General features: G+C 32.8%; 12 protein-coding genes. 6 read left to right on the top strand and 6 right to left on the bottom strand.

The window, feature by feature from the left end:
• Positions 1 to 100: 100 nt before the first annotated feature.
• The 4 genes from DK442_RS15385 to DK442_RS15370 are packed head-to-tail and all read right to left on the bottom strand — an operon-like array spanning position 101 to position 5,977.
• Complete coding sequence (locus DK442_RS15385) at positions 101 to 1,090, bottom strand: hypothetical protein (protein WP_109436783.1); 990 nt, start codon at positions 1,088 to 1,090, stop codon at positions 101 to 103.
• Positions 1,087 to 2,187 carry an SGNH/GDSL hydrolase family protein gene (locus DK442_RS15380; protein ID WP_109436782.1) on the bottom strand — a complete coding sequence of 367 codons (1,101 nt, stop codon included), beginning with the start codon at positions 2,185 to 2,187 and terminating at the stop codon, positions 1,087 to 1,089. Before DK442_RS15380 ends, DK442_RS15385 begins: the two co-directional genes overlap by 4 nt.
• A gap of 35 nt (positions 2,188 to 2,222) precedes the next feature.
• Positions 2,223 to 5,123: a glycoside hydrolase family 2 TIM barrel-domain containing protein gene (locus DK442_RS15375; RefSeq protein WP_109436781.1), complete on the bottom strand. Its 2,901-nt coding sequence runs from the start codon at positions 5,121 to 5,123 to the stop codon at positions 2,223 to 2,225.
• Positions 5,108 to 5,977 carry a family 16 glycosylhydrolase gene (locus tag DK442_RS15370; RefSeq protein ID WP_109436780.1) on the bottom strand — a complete coding sequence of 290 codons (870 nt, stop codon included), beginning with the start codon at positions 5,975 to 5,977 and terminating at the stop codon, positions 5,108 to 5,110. The genes DK442_RS15375 and DK442_RS15370 overlap by 16 nt, the downstream gene beginning before the upstream one ends.
• A 307-nt stretch (positions 5,978 to 6,284) precedes the next feature.
• Between DK442_RS15370 and DK442_RS15365 the strand changes: the two genes are divergently transcribed.
• The 6 genes from DK442_RS15365 (at position 6,285) to DK442_RS15340 (ending at position 16,608) form a co-directional block, all read left to right on the top strand.
• Positions 6,285 to 7,838: a sulfatase-like hydrolase/transferase gene (locus DK442_RS15365; protein ID WP_109436779.1), complete on the top strand. Its 1,554-nt coding sequence runs from the start codon at positions 6,285 to 6,287 to the stop codon at positions 7,836 to 7,838.
• A gap of 83 nt (positions 7,839 to 7,921) precedes the next feature.
• The gene (gene galB / locus DK442_RS15360; protein ID WP_109437009.1) at positions 7,922 to 10,414 is read left to right on the top strand and encodes a beta-galactosidase GalB; all 2,493 of its coding nucleotides are present in this window, start codon (positions 7,922 to 7,924) and stop codon (positions 10,412 to 10,414) included.
• A gap of 6 nt (positions 10,415 to 10,420) precedes the next feature.
• Complete coding sequence (locus DK442_RS15355; protein WP_109436778.1) at positions 10,421 to 12,097, top strand: sulfatase-like hydrolase/transferase; 1,677 nt, start codon at positions 10,421 to 10,423, stop codon at positions 12,095 to 12,097.
• A gap of 10 nt (positions 12,098 to 12,107) precedes the next feature.
• Entirely contained in the window at positions 12,108 to 13,499 is a 1,392-nt protein-coding gene (locus DK442_RS15350) for a glycoside hydrolase family 28 protein (protein ID WP_109436777.1), read from the top strand.
• 135 nt (positions 13,500 to 13,634) lie between these two features.
• Positions 13,635 to 15,044, top strand: coding sequence for a glycoside hydrolase family 28 protein (locus DK442_RS15345; protein ID WP_109436776.1), 1,410 nt, complete (start codon positions 13,635 to 13,637; stop codon positions 15,042 to 15,044).
• 1 nt (position 15,045) lies between these two features.
• Positions 15,046 to 16,608 carry a sulfatase-like hydrolase/transferase gene (locus tag DK442_RS15340; RefSeq protein WP_109436775.1) on the top strand — a complete coding sequence of 521 codons (1,563 nt, stop codon included), beginning with the start codon at positions 15,046 to 15,048 and terminating at the stop codon, positions 16,606 to 16,608.
• A gap of 79 nt (positions 16,609 to 16,687) precedes the next feature.
• Here the strand turns inward: DK442_RS15340 and DK442_RS15335 are convergent, their stop codons facing one another.
• Both DK442_RS15335 and DK442_RS15330 read right to left on the bottom strand, forming a co-directional pair.
• A complete protein-coding gene (locus DK442_RS15335; protein WP_109436774.1) occupies positions 16,688 to 18,025 on the bottom strand; it encodes a family 43 glycosylhydrolase in 1,338 nt (445 codons plus the stop codon).
• A 564-nt stretch (positions 18,026 to 18,589) separates the two neighbouring features.
• The gene (locus DK442_RS15330; RefSeq protein WP_109436773.1) at positions 18,590 to 20,161 is read right to left on the bottom strand and encodes a carbohydrate-binding protein; all 1,572 of its coding nucleotides are present in this window, start codon (positions 20,159 to 20,161) and stop codon (positions 18,590 to 18,592) included.
• Positions 20,162 to 20,172: the final 11 nt, after the last annotated feature.

Below are 20,172 nucleotides of genomic sequence, written 5' to 3'. Positions count from 1 at the left end.
CGTTTTGAGTTGATAGGTTTTTATTAAGTAAAACCATCAATACTTTGGTGTTTTGAGAAAAGGGTTCATTGAAATAGTTTGTATAATGGAATTCACTTTTTTAAAATTTTATAAATTTATAAGAATCGTTTTTGTTTGTGATCGCAAAATATCCTCCTTTTGGCAGATCTGAAACCTGAATAGAATTAGTGTTTTGACTTTCTTTTAGTATAGAGCCATTCATGGCGATAATTTTAATGAAGCTGTATGGTGCGTCTCCTGGTATAGTCAAAATATCAGAATTCTTATTAATAGAAAGCGGTATACTTTGTTCTCTTAGATCAGATAGTTTGACCGTTTTTTGAGGTATTGCAGTTTGTGCTGTAGTTGTTTCTACTTTTTTCCCTGCTTTTGTAATCTTAATATCTGTAATTTCTTTACTGATTATATATTTATCAGGGAAACCTTCTCCAGACCCATAATAAAGGGTAAACTTGTATTTATCTCCTTCTGGTGGAGGAGACATTTTAACCTGTATTTTTTTTGTGCCACTCCCTTTCTGTACTAGAATTGCTTTACTAGCACCCATCCATTGCCCTTTATTATGAATTGCAACTACAATTTTTCTTTCTTGACTGGCTTTATATTTGATTTCAAAGTCAAATGTTTCTCTACTAGAAACAATATTAGGAGTTAAAGGTGAAAAAGATGCATCATCCAAAATTTCCTCAGAACGTTTTGTAATTTCAATATTACTAATGGATGTAGCTGCTGTTGTGGTTTCCCAATTTCCGCCTCTTTTTCTAATGGCTAGAGAAATTTTATATCCATTTCCAGGACTTGGGGAGTTTTTCATATCGACTTCAATATGCGTGAGCCCTTTACCTTTTTTTACAGGAATTGTTTTACCTGCCCAAAATTTATTAGGTCCACCAGAGAAATCTATGGCAATATCGCAATCTTTTATGGCCTCATAACCGATATGAAATGAATACCTTGATGCGCTTTTTAATTTAATAGGTACTTCTTTAATGAAGATCACTTTATCTTTCTGAGCAAAAGAAATAACAGTAAATAATAGGAATACTGTGGTTACGACGATTGATTTCATTTGTCAATTATTTTAGTTTTAATTATTTGCAAAAGCTTTTCAGCTACAATTTGATGTTCTTCTACCTTTGGATGACCTGGAGTATTTTTGTATGGAACATAACAAGTATATATATCTTTATCGCCTATAGTTTTTACTGCATTTGACACATAACCAGGCCAAGGCGAGTTTTCCTTTGTGATATCCATATTACCTAATAAACAGACGATGCTAGTACCTGGATAATGTTTTCTAATTTTCTTTAAGAATGATTGATACTTATTAATAATTATATCTTCTGTGGGTTTTTTGTTTCCAAATCGCCTTTTAAATTCGACGTGATTGGGTTGATTTACAATCCAGGAATCATTTTGAAAAAGATTGACAACAACAATATCAGGTTTTTTTTCGTCAAAATTCCATTTGCTATTGGGGTCATTAGGGTTTAATCGATCATACATTTCTGGCATAATCATATTGAACCAACTAACCATAATGCCAATACCACCTCTAGCAATACACGAATATTCTGCGTTTAATTCTTTTGCAGTTATTGCAGCATAAGTAGCGTAATTATTAGTGACATCTCCATCTGCTTTATCTTCTCCTGTATAATCTTCATTTCCATGACCCGTTGTAATAGAGTCTCCATAAAATTCTATGAATAAAGATTTATCTTTTGCGACTTCTAAAATTTTGGAGCCTGTTATTTCGAACCCATAAAATAAAGTAGTGCCGAACGTCCATTCGTTTCTTTTTGTTAGTTCTATAGAATGTTTACCATAAGTCAATTTTTCTGTAAGCGAATAGGTATGTTTTCCTTTTTTTAATTTTAATACATCAGTTTTTTTTCCATCAATAATAATATTAAAATAATTCGTACCATTTTGGTCTTCTAAAGTAGTTTTTACCATAGTTCCTTCAAAAACTATTTTAATTGATGAGCCTGACCAATATATTTCTGAGGCTCTCTTTGTTTTATTTTCTCCTATTCTTCCTTCATATGATATATGGTTGTCGTTATAATTGACATTAATGATATCTATATCTTTTGAAGAATTCTTACAACTTATAAAGATAAATAAGGATAGAAAATATAAAGTAGCTCTTGAATTCATTATGTTTTTTAAAATTAATTATTTGATAAGAAGAATTAATTAGACCTTTGTTTTAATACAAGTCCATTTAGCCATAAATCTCGATCTTTTTTTAAATTTTTAAATTCCAGATTAATTGGTGTCTTTCCATCAGAAGATATATTAGATCTAATAAAAAGAGGTTTGCGTTCTCCTGTGGTTTCATTATTGTAATACGCTACGATATGATCATCCGCTTTTTTTATCATTTTACCATTAGCATCTGTAATAACTACTTCAATTTCGTTTGTAATTTTTGTATTCTTTTTAGCAGCATGATGATACGTTTCAATACAATAGTTTCCCTTCTTTAGGTTTGATATTTCTAAAATGAGTTTTTCATCTTTAGTATACAAACCATCTGATGCTATAAATCCAAGTTCACCAGAAACTGAACTGTTTCCATGCCATTTTATACTATCATTTGAGTTTACTTTTATTTCTAATTCTCCATAAAGTTTACTCTTAAATATAATATCTTTATCTGATTTACCTGTCCAGGGAAGCCATTCATGCTGTACTAATTGTTTTTCTCCTCCTATATCAGCCTTTACGATGGGATAATCAAAAATTGGTTTGGCATTTTTCTGTATTTCATTGGGATTAAATTTTGAAGTAGAAATTGTTGCACTTCCATTTTGTAATCCTTTTGATTTAGCGGTTACTGTAATACTTCCAGGAGTGTCATTTGCTTTTATATATATAGAAGCTACTCCATTATACAAACGTGCTGGATTTGCATTAATCTTTCCATTATCAATAATATTACCATCTCCAGAAATAGTGAATTGAATATTGTGAGTTGCAGAAGTAACGACTTCACCATTTTTATCAACTACATATGCATGTGCCAACCGTATATCAGAACCACCTGCGTAAAAAGGTTGATCATTAATATTATAATTTACTTCGATATGATGAGGTTTGCCTTCTTTTTTACGAATATGTTCTGTGATTTTTTGTCCGTTGTTTAACCCTTCAGCTCTTAGAGTGCCTTCTTTCCAGTTAAAAAGAAATGTGTATGAAGGGTGATCTAAATTTACTTTGGTAATATCATTATCGGGTTTTTGTATCCCGATTAATTTTCCATTATGATATAGAGCTACTTCTTGGCAATTGCTATAGACTCTAACTTTTCCATTTTTTGAAGCAGTTTCATCTGCAATATGTACTATTGGGCTTTTAATCAGCTCTGATTGGTACCAATAATATACAGGTTTAGGAACTCTATAAGAACTTAGAACCGCATAGTTAGTCATATAATCACGAGTCCATCGATCATCATTTGGTAATAAGTGATTATAATCAGCACCTAACCATGCAATAGCGGCAATATTTTGTTTGCTTCCTTTATAACGGGAGATATGAAACTGATTTACTTCGGCATTTGGAGAACTACCATGTTCCATAACCATTTCAAAATCACTTTCTGTAAATTCTGTTCTTCTATAATCCATTGTGGCATATACATCTGTAATTCCGGCATTAAGAATGCCATTCCAAGGGCTTGATGCTGAGGCGGTAAGTCTAAATGGGTCTTCTTCTTTAGCGACATACTGCATTCTGGGTACAGGTCCTCTATGATTAATACCGGCTCCCCAAAATATAATTGATGGATGGTTTCTATGATTCCTAATCATCGTTCGGGTTGCTGATTCTAATTTTGAAAACCAGACATCGTCTCCCCATTCGATCCATGTCGGAGGTTCTTCATATACTAACATCCCTAATTCGTCACAAGCTTTTATAAAAGCATCATCTTGAGTATAATGTGATAATCTTATAATATTCATTCCTGCTTTCTTGTATTGTAAAGCTTCATTGTAATGAAATGAATTAGGCACGGCATCGCCTATATTTGGGTAATTTTGATGCCGATTTACCCCAATAAGAAAAATAGGTTCGCCATTTAAAACAAATCCTTTTCCTTTTACAAGTTTAAATGTTCTGAATCCAAAACTGTTTTCTACAAAATCAACAGCCTTTTCCTCATCGTAAATCACAGAATTTACTCTGTATAGGTAAGGTGTATCTGGAGACCATAGACGAAAATCTTCATCTTCTAACCCAGAGGTTTGTCTAAATGTATAATCAGAATTAGGAGCTATATTTATACTTTGGGTTATTTTTTTTAGAACATATCCCTTTGCATTGATAATACGGGTTTCTATTTTACATTTTTTGGGGGTAGAATTTTCATTAGTAACCGTAGTTTTAATTGATACAGTACCATTTCTTTTATTTACTGTGGGTGTAGTAATATGTACACCAGCATCAAATTTTTCCCAATTATATGATACATGCAGTTTATTTGTAGTAACTAGGTATACATCTCGATATAAGCCTCCAAATTTTACATAATCACTTCTGTGTGGATCTGGAGAAATTGTTTCATTAAATCGATTGTCTGCTTTTACTACAATAAGGTTTGCCTGATTAAATTTTACATAATTGGAAATATCAAAATGAAAAGGGATATACCCATTAATTTCATGAGTACCTACTTTCTTGCCATTTACCCAAAGTTCGGTTACATTATGGACTCCTTCAAATTCAAGAAATACTTTTTCTGAAGGTTTTGCTTTTACAACAATCGTTTTTCTATACCAACCAAAATCCCTTAAATACTTTTTTTGAACCCAACTTTCTCCGATACTATCCATTTCATATGATACCAACTGCAGGGTGTGTGGGACAGAAACTTTTTCCCATTTAGAATCGTCAAAATCTATAGCTTCTGGTGTTCCGGATACTTCTCCTAAGTGAAATTTCCATCCAACATTCAAATTTGTTTTAGTTCTGTCTGTGATCGGATACCCTTCTGGTAACTCATTATTTTGAGCAATGGCAGAGGTCACTGATATAGACAAAAAGAGTACAATGGTTTTTAAAATATGGATACTTATTTTCTTTTCCATGTTCTAAAATATTTTACATGAAATTCACCATCAAGTCGATTGTCATCTGGTAAAGCTCCAAACCATTTATTGGATTCACAGTTAAAATTAACTTCCAGAGGTTGATGCCAATGTGTGTTTTTTGCTTCTCTAAACAAGATACCATCAATATAGAATCGTATATAATCTTTGGTCCATTCTAGTCCCCATACGTGATAGTCATTTTGTAGCTCTTTTGGGAAGTAAAATTTCTTGGTTCTCGAAAAATGTTTTTTTACATCACCTTTATCTTTTGGAGATTTAAAAACATGAATATTAGAATTTAAATCATGTCGGTTATATTCAAGGCCAGGTGCATTTTCGCAAATATCTATTTCGGTCCACCAGTCTTTACCTACATTAGTCATCCAAAAGCCAGATACCCACGGAGCATCCATTAATTTACATTCGGCCTCGAAGTATCCATATAAAAACTTGTTTTTACTTTTAATAAAACCTGTACTATGCGTATATCCTTCAGGTAATTTTTCATCTTTATGTTTATTGACACGAATAACCAGTTCTTCATTTTCTAGAGAAACATTTGAACCATGAAAATATGTGGGTTGGCGTCCTTTCCAACCTGGGTTATTAGGGTGCCAAATTTTTTCATTTAGTTTAGATTGATCAAACTCATCAGAATACTTTTTTTGTAACCTCCAGTTTTTAGTATTTGCCTGATCTGAAAGGGGATAGTTATTGTTTAAGCGCTCTACTGTGTTTTCTATTTTTACAGAATCTACATAGTTTTTTGGAGGAATTGTCAAATCCTGAGCGAATGATATTGTTGTAGTACATATCATCAAAAAAGAGAAATAAAAGGCTTTTAGTTTCATTTGTGAGTACTATTTATTTTAGAAATCAATTTATAAAAATGAATGCCTCTCTTTAACTACTATTGTCTTATAGTATAGTACATATGTTTTTATTTTAAGAGTAGAACCTCTATAGTGAGATATCATGTAGTTTGTAAAAGTGTTGTTGCAGGAAGACAAAAATGTAAAGAGCTTTATGATGTATTAATTAAAGTCAATAAACCATTTATTATCTTGTTTTAACCAATAGGTGTAGATTGAAATTTAGGATTCTGACCGATATTTTGAATATTTGTAATTACTAATAATATCTCTTTATAAATATATTATGAGGCATAAAACCAAACTATTTTTTTTAGGAGTATGTGCAATGTTGTTTTCTTGTAATTCAAATGAAACAAAAGCAAAAAAGATCCAGGAAAAACCATCAAAGCCTAATATTGTTGTTTTTTATGTAGATGATCTGGGATATGGCGATTTAGGGTCTTATGGCGCCGTCGGTGTAGAAACTCCAAATGTTGATAGATTAGCGCATGAAGGAATTAAATTTACTGATGCTCATAGTAGTTCTGCAACTTGTACACCTTCACGATATTCTTTATTAACCGGGAATTATGCATTTAGAAATAATGCAGCTGTTTTAAAAGGAGATGCTCCACTAATTATTGATAAGAATATAGAAACATTGCCTGATATGCTTAAAAAAGGAGGGTATAAAACAGGTGTTGTTGGTAAGTGGCATTTAGGACTGGGAGATGGTAATGTAGATTGGAATAAGGAAATTAAACCAGGCCCTTTAGAAATAGGGTTTGATTATAGTTTTTTAATTCCGTCTACAGGAGATAGAGTGCCTTCGGTATATGTAGAGAATCACAAAGTGGTTAATAATTCGGATGAGAATGACCCGATAAAAGTTAGTTACGTCTCTAAGTTTGGAGATATGCCAGATGGTATCAATAATCCAGAATTATTGAGACAAAAAGCCGATGTGCAGCATAGTGGTACAATTGTAAATGGAATAAGTAGAATTGGTTTTATGGATGGAGGAACACCAGCATTGTGGACAGATGAGGATTTTCCTGATGTATTAACGGATAAAGCAATTAGTTTTATAGAAGGAGCTAAATCAGATCCTTTCTTTTTATTCTTTTCTTTTCATGATATTCACGTACCAAGGTTACCCAATAAAAAATTTCAGGGTAAGAGTACTATGGGACCTAGAGGAGATGCAATTGTACAAATGGACTGGATGACAGGAGAAGTAATGAATGCACTGGAAAAATTAAATCTGCTGGAAAATACTCTAGTGATATTTACTAGTGACAATGGTCCGGTCTTAAATGATGGATATGAAGATTTGGCAGAAGAAAAACTTGGAAATCATAAACCTTCTGGGATTTATAGAGGAGGTAAATATAGTGCTTATGAAGCAGGAACAAGAATGCCAACCCTTGCGTTTTGGAAAGGAAAAATTATGCCGGGAATAAGTAATGCACTATGGAGTCAGGTTGATCTATATGCATCTTTAGCTGATTTGATTAAACAACCTATTACTGATAACGCAGCAATAGATAGCCAAAATATACTCCCTGTTTTATTATCATCTCAAGAAAAAGAAGGAAGAGAGTATTTGTTAGAAGAGTCATACACTTTATCCCTAAGAAAAGGCAATTGGAAGTATATTGATCCGTTTCCTGAAGAAAAAACAATACCAGACTTTATAGAAAAAGTTAAAAACATTGAAGGAGGGCATATGTATTCACCTCAGTTATATAACCTTGAAGAAGATCCTTCAGAAAAAAACAATCTAGCTACTCAATATCCGGAAAAAGTAGCAGAACTTAAAAGTGAATTAGAAAAAATAAAGAATAAAAAAAGTTAGTTTTTATTTTTTTAAGTTATTGAATACTAGGGATAATGAAGTTTTGATTTCCTACAATTTATAATAAGATTAAAATGTTACCTATGAATACTTTTAAATCATCGATGTTAATTATAATTCTTACTATAGGATGTTTATTTGCATCTTGTACCAAAGATAAAACGTCAAAAGAACTGTCAGTTTCAGATCAAAACTTTAACTCAGATTGGCTTTTTTTAAAGGATACGGTTGATAATGGACAAAACGTTTCTTTAGACGATTCTAGTTGGAGAAAATTGAATTTACCTCATGATTGGGCAATAGAAGGGCCATTCAAAAAAGGAAGTGATTTGAGAACAGGAGGTTTACCTGTATATGGAGAAGCTTGGTACAGAAAACATTTTACAGTTGATAAGAAATATAGTAGCAAACGAATATCTATAGAGTTTGATGGTGCTATGAACAATGCTAAAGTATGGCTTAATGGAACTTATATAGGAGAAAGACCTTATGGCTATATTGGATTCGAATTTGATTTAACTCCACATATCAAATTTGGTGAAGATAATGTTATCGCAGTACAATTATCACCAGAAGATTTGGCTGCACGATGGTATCCAGGTGCAGGAATCTATAGAAATGTACGTTTAAAAATAAATAGTTTAGTACATGTTCCGCAGTGGGGGACGTATATAACAACTCCAGAAGTTACTGATGAACAAGCTACAGTTAGCATCAAAACGACGATTAAGAATGCAAATATGTCTTCATCAGATATTGTTCTGGAAACTATTCTTAAAGATGAAAAAGGAACAGTGGTGGGTTCAAATTCATCATCTGTAGTAATCCAAAAATCTGCTGAAAAAGATATAACTCAAACTATTAAGATTGCTAAACCTAAAAGATGGGATATTAAAACTCCTGTTTTATATACAGCAAGTAGTAATGTACTTATCGACGGAAATATAGTGGATAGTTATGATAGCGAATTTGGAGTTAGAACGATAGATTTTGATGCTAATAAAGGATTTATCCTAAATGGAAAACAAGTAGAGCTTAATGGTGTCTGTATGCATCATGATCAAGGAGCTTTAGGGACAGCTATTAATTATAGAGCCAAAGAAAGACAGATGCAAATTATGCAAAGCATGGGAGTGAATGCATTAAGAACAAGTCATAACCCACCTTCGCCTGAATTATTACAGGTTTGTGATCGATTAGGAATTGTTGTAATTGTAGAAGCTTTTGATGAGTGGAAAATGGGTAAAGTGCCCAATGGATACAATAAATATTTTGACCAATGGCATGAGAAAGATTTACGAGATATGATACAAAGAGATCGTAATCATCCTTCTGTCATTATGTGGAGTATTGGAAATGAAATATTAGAGCAGAGTAAAGAGGATGGATGGAAATTAACAAAACACCTCAATGACATTTGTCATGATGAAGATAATACAAGGCCTACGACTATCGGATTCAATTATTATCCTGCGCCTTTTGTTAATAAACTAGCATATCAAGTTGATATTGTTGGAATGAATTATTGGCCTTTGAGCTATACCGAAATAAAAGAACAAAATCCAAATATGATTCTGTATGGTTCTGAAACGTCTTCGCAGACAAGTAGCAGAGGAGTGTATCATTTTCCAATCGAAGCTGCAGTACAAAAAGAAACAAACCATGTATCTAGTTATGATGGAGTTGTAGGGCCGCCATGGGCATATCTTCCTGATGCAGAATTTGATGCTCAGGAGAAAAACCCATTCTCTTTGGGAGAGTTCATTTGGACAGGTTTTGATTATATAGGAGAGCCAACGCCATATGCAGGAAAAGATAATAGTACGAATGGACGTTGGACACTGGATTGGCCTTCACGATCTTCTTATTTTGCTCCTGTAGATTTATGTGGTTTCCCAAAAGATAGATACTTCTTATATCAAAGCCAATGGACTACAGAACCTATGGTGCATGTTCTGCCACACTGGAATTGGGAAGGTAAAGAAGGAGATGTTATACCAGTATATGCTTATACCAACTGTGACGAAGTTGAATTAATTGTAAATGGAAAATCGTTAGGTAAGAAAGTAAAAGGGGTGGATACAACAAAAGTTCCTGCAGAGTTTCATGATTTTGAAAAAGGAATGTATACCTCAAAATATCGCCTTTCCTGGGATGTACCTTATCAGCCAGGAAGTATAAAAGTAATAGGGTATAAAAATGGAAAAGCAGTTGCTGAAAAAGAGATTAAAACAGCAGAATCACCTGCAAAAATACATTTAATAGCAGATAGAACAGAGATTAAAGCAGATGGAAACGATCTATCTTTTATTACAGTAAAGATAGAAGATGTATCAGGAAATTTATGCCCAATAGCAGCAAATGATGTGAATTTTGAAGTTACAGGAGAGGGAACCCTTGCAGCTGTAGATAACGGTGATCAAACTGCAATAACTTCATTTCAAGCAAATCATAGAAAAGCCTTTAATGGATTATGTTTATTGGTTGTAAAGTCAAAAAATGATGCTGGAGAAATTAAAATTACAGCCTCTTCAGAAGGCTTAAAATCAGAAACGATAATTGTGAAAACAAAATAGTAAAAGATGCGGCAGCTATGTGTAAAACTAAAATCAGCAATTTTTGGGTTAATTTATGTTATCACGTTTGGTTATAGCATTGCTCAGGAAAAGCCCAATTTTATTTTTATTCTTACAGATGATCAGCCTTATGGCTATATGGGGTGCACAGGTAACACCATAGTGAAAACCCCTAATTTAGACAAATTAGCTAAAGAAGGGGTGTTATTTGAGAATGCACATATTACCAGTGCTATCTGTACACCAAGTAGAGTTTCTATTTTATTAAGTCAATTTGAACGTAAACATGCTGTAAATTTTAATTCGGGGACTAGTGTTTCTAATAAGGCTTGGGAAAAATCATATCCAGTAATTATGAGAAATTCGGGATATTATACAGGTTGGATAGGAAAAAACCATGCACCGATCGGAAAAGGAGGGTATGAAAGTGGTTTAATGGAAAAAAGTTTTGATTACTGGTATGCAGGTCACGGTCACTTATCATTTTATCCAAAAGATCGACATGAAATTTTTAATGATGCAGTTAGTGATACCCAAATAGAAATTATTAATGAAGGCGTTGAAGATTTTTTGGATACTAATGAGCAAAGATTAAAAGGAGCTGTTCATTTTTTGAAAAACAGACCAAAAAATAAGCCGTTTTTGCTTTCCGTTAATTTTAATCTACCTCATGGGGCAAGTACTAGTACAATGAAATTGAAGGCAACTGATAATGAAATGTATAAAACTTTATATAGAGATTTAACCATTCCTTTACCTAAGAATTACATAGCAAAAAGTGATATAAAAACTCCGAAGCTACCCTCAGATTTATTTAAGGTAGAAAACAGACAGATAGGATATAATTATGTAGAAACTCCAGAGGGAGTAAAAGAGAGATACATACGTCAATTACAAGCAATGACAGGGATTGACAATCTCATTGGAGATTTAAGAAAAAGACTTAAAGATCTAAAACTGGATAAAAATACAGTACTTATTTTTACTTCAGATCATGGATTGTTTATGGGAGAACAAGGTATTGGAGGAAAGGCATTATGTTATGAAAAAACAACACATGTTCCATTAATTATCATGCATCCTTTTTATCATAAAAAAACTAGAGGAATTACAAGTAATGCATTGGTTCAAAGTATTGATATAGCTCCAACAATGTTAAAAATGGCAGGAATTAAGATTCCTGAAACATTTCAAGGTAAAGATATTTTACCATTGATTAATGGTGGGAATGATAGTGTAAGATCATATGTTTTTACAGAAAACTTATGGTCAACTCAATTTGGTAACCCTCGCTGTGAGGCTGTACAAAATAAAGAATGGAAATATATTCGATATTATGAGAATACTAATTTCTCAGCATTGAAAAAGATAGAAACAGCTAATCAACTAGGAATCAATGTTAATAAAATGTTGTACTCAGTGCATGATAGTGATATAGCTATGTATCAAAGTTTTATTGAGTCACCCCTTCAAGGAGAAGAACCGGTTTATGAAGAATTATACCATCTTAAAAATGACCCTGAAGAACTTCATAATTTAATCGATCAAGATAAATATGCTTCCGTTTTACAAGAGTTAAAATTAGCCTGGAAGACTGAAATTACAAAAGCTCGGGGAACTGGAATTCCTAACGTTTTAAGATATACAGAAGATAGTAAATTGGAGGCTAAAAAACCTCACTAAAAAGTATAGAATGAAACTAATTATAACTTTTTTATTATTAAGTTTTTGTTTACAAATCAATGCAAAAGAATATAATGTATTAGATTTTGGAGCAAAAGGAAATGGTATACAAAAAGATACTCAAGCGGTACAATCAGCAATAGATGCAGCAACAAAAAATGGAGGAGGTAAAGTTGTAATTCCGGCAGGCAAAACAGTAGTTATAGGAACTATTTTTCTAAAAGATTTTGTTACCCTTTATGTTGAAAACGGAGCAGTGTTATTGGGAAGCCCGGATATAGAGGATTATTCTGATAAAACACATAAGAATATGTATAAGAACGAACCTCACATGGATCGTTGTTTGATTTTTGCTAATGAAGCAAAATCTATTGCCATTGAAGGGTACGGAACCATTGATGGTAATGGTTATCCAAAAAACTTTACAAATAAAACCGGAAGGCCGATGCTTATTAGGTTTATGAATAGTAATGATATTCATGTAAGAGATATAACAATTATTAATCCAGCTGCATGGACTTCTGCATTTTTGTATTGTAATGAAATCACTGTAGATGGTATCAGGATTCATAGCCGTGTTAACCATAATGGAGATGGGCTTGATTTTGATGGATGTTCTAATGTTCGTGTTGCTAATAGTTCTTTTAATACTAGTGATGACTCTATTTGTTTACAAGCCTCTCAACCTAACATTCCTTGTAAAAATATAGTGGTTACTAACTGTACATTCGAAAGTAAGTGGGCAGGTATGCGAATAGGCCTTCTTTCTAGGGGAAATTTTGAGTCTGTGACGGTAAGCAATTGTACATTTAGTAATATAGATGATTCAGGATTAAAGATTCAGATGAATGAAGGTGGAGAAATGAAAAATATGGTATTCTCTAACTTAGTCATGAAAAATGTGCCACGCCCCATTTTTATGACTTTTGCGCAACAAAAAGCATGTGTAGATGCACCAGAAGAAATGTACCCTACGAAATCTATGCATGATTTTATATTTAGAGGTATGGTAGTGGATAATACCGAATTAGATAAGAATTCTGCGATATTTATTACTGGTATAACAGGACATTATATTGAAAATGTTCTATTAGAAGATATACAAATGACAATTGCTGGAGGAGGCACGCTTCAAGATGCTCAAAAAGCAAATATCAAAGAGTATACTTTGGATGTTCTTGATGGTTGGTGGCCAGAGTTTCATTTAGTAGGGACATTACCATCATATGGTATTTATGCAAGACATATCAAAGGACTACATATTGATAATGTTCATTTAAAAATAAAGGATAGTGATAAAAGACCTCCAATTGTTTTTGATGATGTTGTTAATGGTGAAATTAGTAATGTATTTACTGATGGGAAACCTATTTCAGAAAAACAAATTGTAAAGAAGAAATAATAGAACTCAAAGTATAGAACTAAAACGATAGGATACCATATAAATTGAAAAATGGTATTACTGATTTTATATACTTGTTTATGATATAATTCTGAAGGAATTAATAGAATACTATTCTAAAAATAAAATAAATTGATGAATAAAAAGATCATTTTTTTAGTATTTATAGTAGCTTTTGCAATGATATCTTGTTCTACAAAATCTGGTCAATTTGATGTTACTGATTATGGAGCAAAAGGGGATAGTCTACACATGAATACATTGGAAATTCAAAAGGCTATTGATGATTGCAGTCAAAAAGGAGGAGGGATTGTAATATTTAAAAAAGGTATTTACATAAGCGGAACAATTTTGCTAAAAGATAACGTAACACTTCATATTAGTGAAGATGCTAAACTAGTTGGTAGCTCTAATCCATATGATTATCAAAGTATAGACACATTCGTTGATGCAACAGGACAAGAACGAGGAAATTGTCTTATTGGCAGTATAGAGGCTTCTAATATTGGGATTGTGGGTAAAGGGATTATAGATGGAAATGGAACTGCTTTTACATATGAGAACATTTTAGCAAAAAAGAAAATTTTGGGCATTACTTCTAACAATAAAAAATTTGGCACCAATCGTCCTTTCTTATTGCGATTTGTTAAATCATCAAATATCAAAATTAAAGACATAGAATTACGACAGCCTGCTGCCTGGACATGTCATTTTTATCAATCTAACGCAATAGATGTTGATAATATAAGTATTTATAGTCATGCAAATCATAACAATGATGGTATAGATTTGGATTCCAGCTTTAATGCGGTTATTAAAAACTGTAGAATTGACACAGGAGATGATGCTATTTGTTTTAAGACAACCAGTCCGCTACCAACATATGATATCAAAGTACAAAACTGTACTTTAAAAAGTGAATGGGGTGCTTTAAAATTTGGAACAGAATCAATGGGAGATTTTTATGATATCCATATTTCAGATTGTAGAATAGAAGATACAAAAGGAGGAGGTATAAAAATATTAAGTGTTGACGGCGGTAATATACACGATATTGATATTCAAAATATAACAATGAACCAAGTAGATATGCCAATTTTTATTCGTTTGGGGGAACGTTTACGAACCTATAGAGATGCAGAAAAACAAAAAGTAGGTTCTATTGATAATATTAATATTAAAAATATAATAGCAACAACCAGAGATATAGAAAAATCAAGAGTGTCTCCTCCTAGTGGTATTTTTATGACGGGAACTCCCAATCATAGAATAGGAAAAATAAAACTTCAAAATGTTGATATTACACTTCCTGGAAAAGGGAAAATTTCAGAATTGAAGGAGGTAAGTGAGCAAATTGATAAATATCCAGAATTCAGTTTTTTTGAGGCATTACCCGCATATGGTCTTTTTGGTCGACATATAAAGAATATCCAAATGTCTGGCATGAATTTTAATTTAGAAAATACAGATGAAAGAGCATCTATAATTTTTGATGATGTGATATATAGCATAAATGACGGTGTAGAAAATGTGAAAAAGCAGTAAAATGAACTTACAATATAAAATTACAGATTTAGTAATAATGATTTTTTTATTATTATCGTTCCCATCTGTAAAAGCACAAAAAAGTAATACTAACCAGCCTAATGTTTTAGTCATTTATACAGATGATCATCGATACACAGGAATCCATGCTTTAGGCAATCAGCAAGTAGAAACTCCTCATATGGATAATCTTGTAAATGAAGGTGTTTCATTTTCCAATACCTATTTAATGGGAGCATTTTCTGGTGCAACTTGTATACCTAGTAGAGCTATGTTATTATCAGGAAGAAATTTGTTTGATTTAGAAGGGCAGGGGCATGTTATTCCAAAAGAACACATTACCATCGGAGAAACATTTAAAAAAGCAGGGTATTATACACATATTGTCGGAAAATGGCATCAGGATAACAAGTCCCTAAGTCGATCATTTGATTCTGGAGATAGAATTATGGGGAGAGGAGTTTATCTTACAGATCATTTTAGAATGCCGTTATGGGATTGGGATAAAAGGGGAGAATATAAAAAAGATGATGCTTATTTATTAACTTATAATAACAAAGGTAAATTAGTTCGCAGAGCCCTAAATACAAAAGATAAAAGAGGTCCTATAGGAACAGAGAATAATGGGCCTCATACATCCGAAATTTTTGCAGAAAGCGCTTCAGAATTTATCGCCAACTACGATAAAAAACAACCTTTTTTTATGTATTTGGCTTTTCATGCTCCTCATGATCCTCGTCAGGCACCAGAAGTGTATAGAAATAAGTATCAAACAGAAAATATAAAGTTACCACCATCGTATATGATGCAACACCCGTTTGACAATGGTCATATGGTGTTACGGGATGAGGAATTAGCTCCATGGCCTAGAACTAAAATAGTAGCACAGCAGCATCTTGCAGATTATTATGCGATAATCACCCATTTAGATACTCAGATTGGGAAAGTGATTGAAGCCTTAAAGGAAAGCGGTGATTATAAAAATACACTTATTGTTTTAGCAGGAGATAGCGGTTTAGCTGTGGGAAATCATGGTTTGATAGGAAAGCAGAATATTTATGATGAGGATGGAGTACATGTCCCTTTTATTTTAGCTGGTGGAGTAATAAAAAATAAAGGAAAAAAGATAGAAACATATAACTATATTCATGATATTTTTCCTACTATTTGTGAAATTACAAATGTAGCTATACCTAATTCTGTAACTGGCAAGAGTTTATTACCAGTTATAAAACAGGAAACGACAGAGCATAGAAAAACTACTTATCACGCTTATAAACAATTTCAAAGAGCATATAGAAAAGGAGAATATAAATTGATTGAATATGTTCGCGCAAAAGATTTTAATAAGAGAAAAGGAGAATTTGAATCTGGTTCTAGAGTGACACAACTTTTTAATGTAAAAAAAGATCCTTGGGAGACTATAGATTTATCATTTCAATCTAAGTATAAAGAGTTGCTTCTTCAGATGAAAAGGGAAATGAAAGATAAAGCTATCGAATTAGGAGATAAGAAAGAAAATATTTATGGAGAGAAATATGATTTTTGGGACTATTATTATTAAAAAGTATTGTGGGCAAAAAAATCCTGAAGACTGATTCAGGATTTTTTTGTTTATATAAATCATTAAATAAGATGTTTGTTTAATCTTTTAAAATTAACCAATTAAGATTTGCAATTTTATCTGCTCCCCATAATGATTTAAAGACAACAACGATATTATGAACACCTGTTACCTTTTCTTTGATTTTTGCTTCCATGGTTTCCCAGGTATTCCATCCTCCAGTGAAATGTAGAGGAAAATCGGCTATGAGTTTACCTTTAGGGTTGTCTAATCTAACTTCAAAACTACCATTTCTTTGTCCACACGAAAAGCGTGCAGCAATACTTTTGGCTGTACCTTTGCCAAAGTCGACATCATTAAATTTTACATACCCCATCATTCTTGTATCACAAACCATCCAACCTTTAGGTTCATTGCCACCTACAAAGGCAGTTTTGGCTTCTCTGATTTCATTATATCGATCAATCTGAATAGTATCTCCTACAGTTGGTTTTGCAATTCCTCTTAAGGTCGGTTTTACTTTTTTGATAGTCCCATCTTCTTTAAATTCCATATAATCCGCTCGCATAGAACGAAGCCTGCTATATCCGCTAATTTCCCACCAGTGATAAAATAAAATCCATTTTCCTTTATATTTTACTATGGAGTGATGATTTGTTCCGTTTCCTATGTTATCCATTATTTTTCCTTTATAAGTAAAAGGGCCCAATGGACTATCACTAGTTGCATAACCAATGGTATATCCTTCTTCAGGAAAAACATGGGCAAATGTATAGTAATAAACCCCATTATGTTTAAAAGGAAATGATCCTTCTTTGTAACTAGAAGGTAAACCTTCTACTTTAATAGGTTTTCCTGTTATTTCTTTCATATTATCTTTTAGTTGAACGACATAGATATCATCTCCGCCACCATAATATAAATAAGCTTTACCATTATCGTCCAAAAGTAAACCAGGATCAATACCCTTAACACCAGCAATATAGTTTTCTTCCCATTTAAATGGTCCTGTAGGACTTTTTGAAGTACCTACTCCAATTCGTCTAAAAAAAGATCCATCTTCGGGAGGAGCAGGATAATAGTAGTAATAAGTATCTCCCTTTTTTATACAATCAGGAGCCCACATCCCATATGCATCTTTTTTACCCCAAGGTACTTCGTTTTGATCAAGTATTCTACCGTGGTCTTTCCAGGTAGATCCGTTTTCAAGAGAGAAAATATGATAATCAGGCATACAAAACTTCGGAGCCTTTCCTCCAGGTTTTGGCACGATATCATGAGATGGATATATATATAGTTTGTCATCGAATACACGGGCAGTAGGGTCTGCTGTATACATATGTGTAACAAGAGGATTTTGGCCAAATGTATATATACAGATAAAGCAAAAATAAAATAAGAAAGTATATTTCTTCATAACAGTAAAGATTTCTAGGCTATTTGTTTAAAGATATAAGTTCTATACTTACATTCTTTTTTTGCTAAATTCTGATTTAGATAGAAACTTCCTGGTGACAGATGTTTGCATTTATATAACATATGTATTTGAGAAGTGAATAAAATATAGAATTTTAAAGCTAAAATAACCTCCACTTCATTTTTGTATATAAAAAACACCTCTGTATGGGGTATACATTTACAAAGGTGTTTTGCAGTGGTTGGGGAAACCGAATTTGATTATTCTTTAACGAGTTTTAATTGTTCGTTAATTCTTTTTCCTTTATGGTTGAGCATATAAATACTTTTAGGTAAGCTTTGAATGTTTGAGCTCTATTATTTTTCAATTGTTGGTCATCGTTTAAGTTAGTTACTTTATTGCTTTAATATCCTTTTCAATATTTGTTATTTATTGATGATATGTCTATTCTAATACAGCTACCAATTCGGGTCTGTTTTTAATACTATTATTGAAAAAACACCCCTTGAATCTAATAATTCAGGGATGTTTTTTTTAGTATATAAATCATTAATGAGATCGCTTTTATTCGATCACTAGTTTGTCTTGTAAGTTTATATCTTTTCCTTGCAAATTAAGTATATACATACCACGTGGTAATTCTTGTATATTTATAGATTGACTTGTTGTATTTTCTAAGACTTCTCGATATACAATTCTTCCACTAACATCCGTTAATATTGCAGTGACATAACTAATTTTTTGGTTAAAATCAATGTTGAAATTTCCTTTTGATGGATTTGGATAAATTTCTATTTGATTAACCGTTGGTTCTTTTAACGGACCAATAAATGCACTTCTGCTCGAAGAAGTATTCCTGAATACAAATCCGTCGATATTAAATAAATATGGACCAGCACCTTTGTAAACAAGGCGAACTGTTTTTATTCCTGCATTAATAAAAATATTTCCTGTTGAAACTTTTTTGTAGTCATTCCAGTTATTGGTTTTTGGAACATCTAATTTTCCTAATGCATTTCCATTAATAGTAAAATCTATAGTGCCTCCGCTACCCCCAGAAGATGCATATACGTCTATAGCATAGGTTCCTGGAGCTGGGACATCAATATAGTGCTCAGACCATGAATTATTTTTAATATATCCAAGCGCTTTTTTATTATTTGGAATATTTACCACTCTTACTCCAGTAGATAAAGTTTTGTAATTTTCACCTTCAAGTGTTCCCGGAATTTTAACAATAGTTCCATTACCTCCACCATTATTTCCTCCACCACTACTGCCAGGATTACCACCTTGCCAAACTCTTACTGACCTAACTTGAAAAGAAGGAAGAATGTCAGATACTTTTGGTGCAAATCTGGGCGGAGTATCAGGATGAGTTACCACGTGTGGACTTGAAGAAAAAATCAATTTTAAAGGTACAGTTTCTTGAGCTGCATCCGCTGGACGATCCGAAGAGCCAAAAGGTACGCCATCGTAGTACCATGTAATTTTAGTAGGAGTCCAAAGTAAACCCCACCTGTGCCAATTAAATTCATCTCTGGGTGAATTTTTGTCGGTAATAGCGAATTTTTTAGCACCACCAGGTCCAATAGCAGCTTTGTTTCTGTAGTGATGTGAGCTGGTTGCATTACCATTTGCTTTAAAATTGGTCCATCTACTATATTCCATGATATCAAACTCGGTAGGTATATAATTGCTTTGTCCACCTTCCCAAAGCCACCATGTTGGCCAGATTTTTCCGCCTATCCAGTTAAAATTAATACCTTGGCGATTTATTCTTATATCAGCCTCAAAATATCCATATTTCGGAAAAGCCCCACCGTTTCCAAACTTTATTTTGGAATCTACCCATCCTCCTCTTCTTCCAGCTGTTCCTTCGCTGACAAGGTCGTTTTTAATAGTCAAAATACCATTAGCTACACTTACCATATTGGCTTTAAACTGTCCTTCGCCTGTTCCATTACCGCCGTTGTTCTTTACTCTCCACTTACTTGAGTTTAAAGAATTTCCGTTAAAATCATCTTGAAATACGGGGTTGCCCCAGCCACTGCCGGGTGGTTGCGCAAATGTTAATAAAGGAGATATTAAGAAAAATAGAATTCCAATAAGTGTTTTTGTGTTTAGTTGTTTCATTTTGTTTGTGT

The organism is Aquimarina sp. AU119 (assembly GCF_900312735.1).
GTDB lineage: Bacteria > Bacteroidota > Bacteroidia > Flavobacteriales > Flavobacteriaceae > Aquimarina > Aquimarina algiphila.
This window is presented reverse-complemented; position numbering and strand designations above follow the sequence as displayed.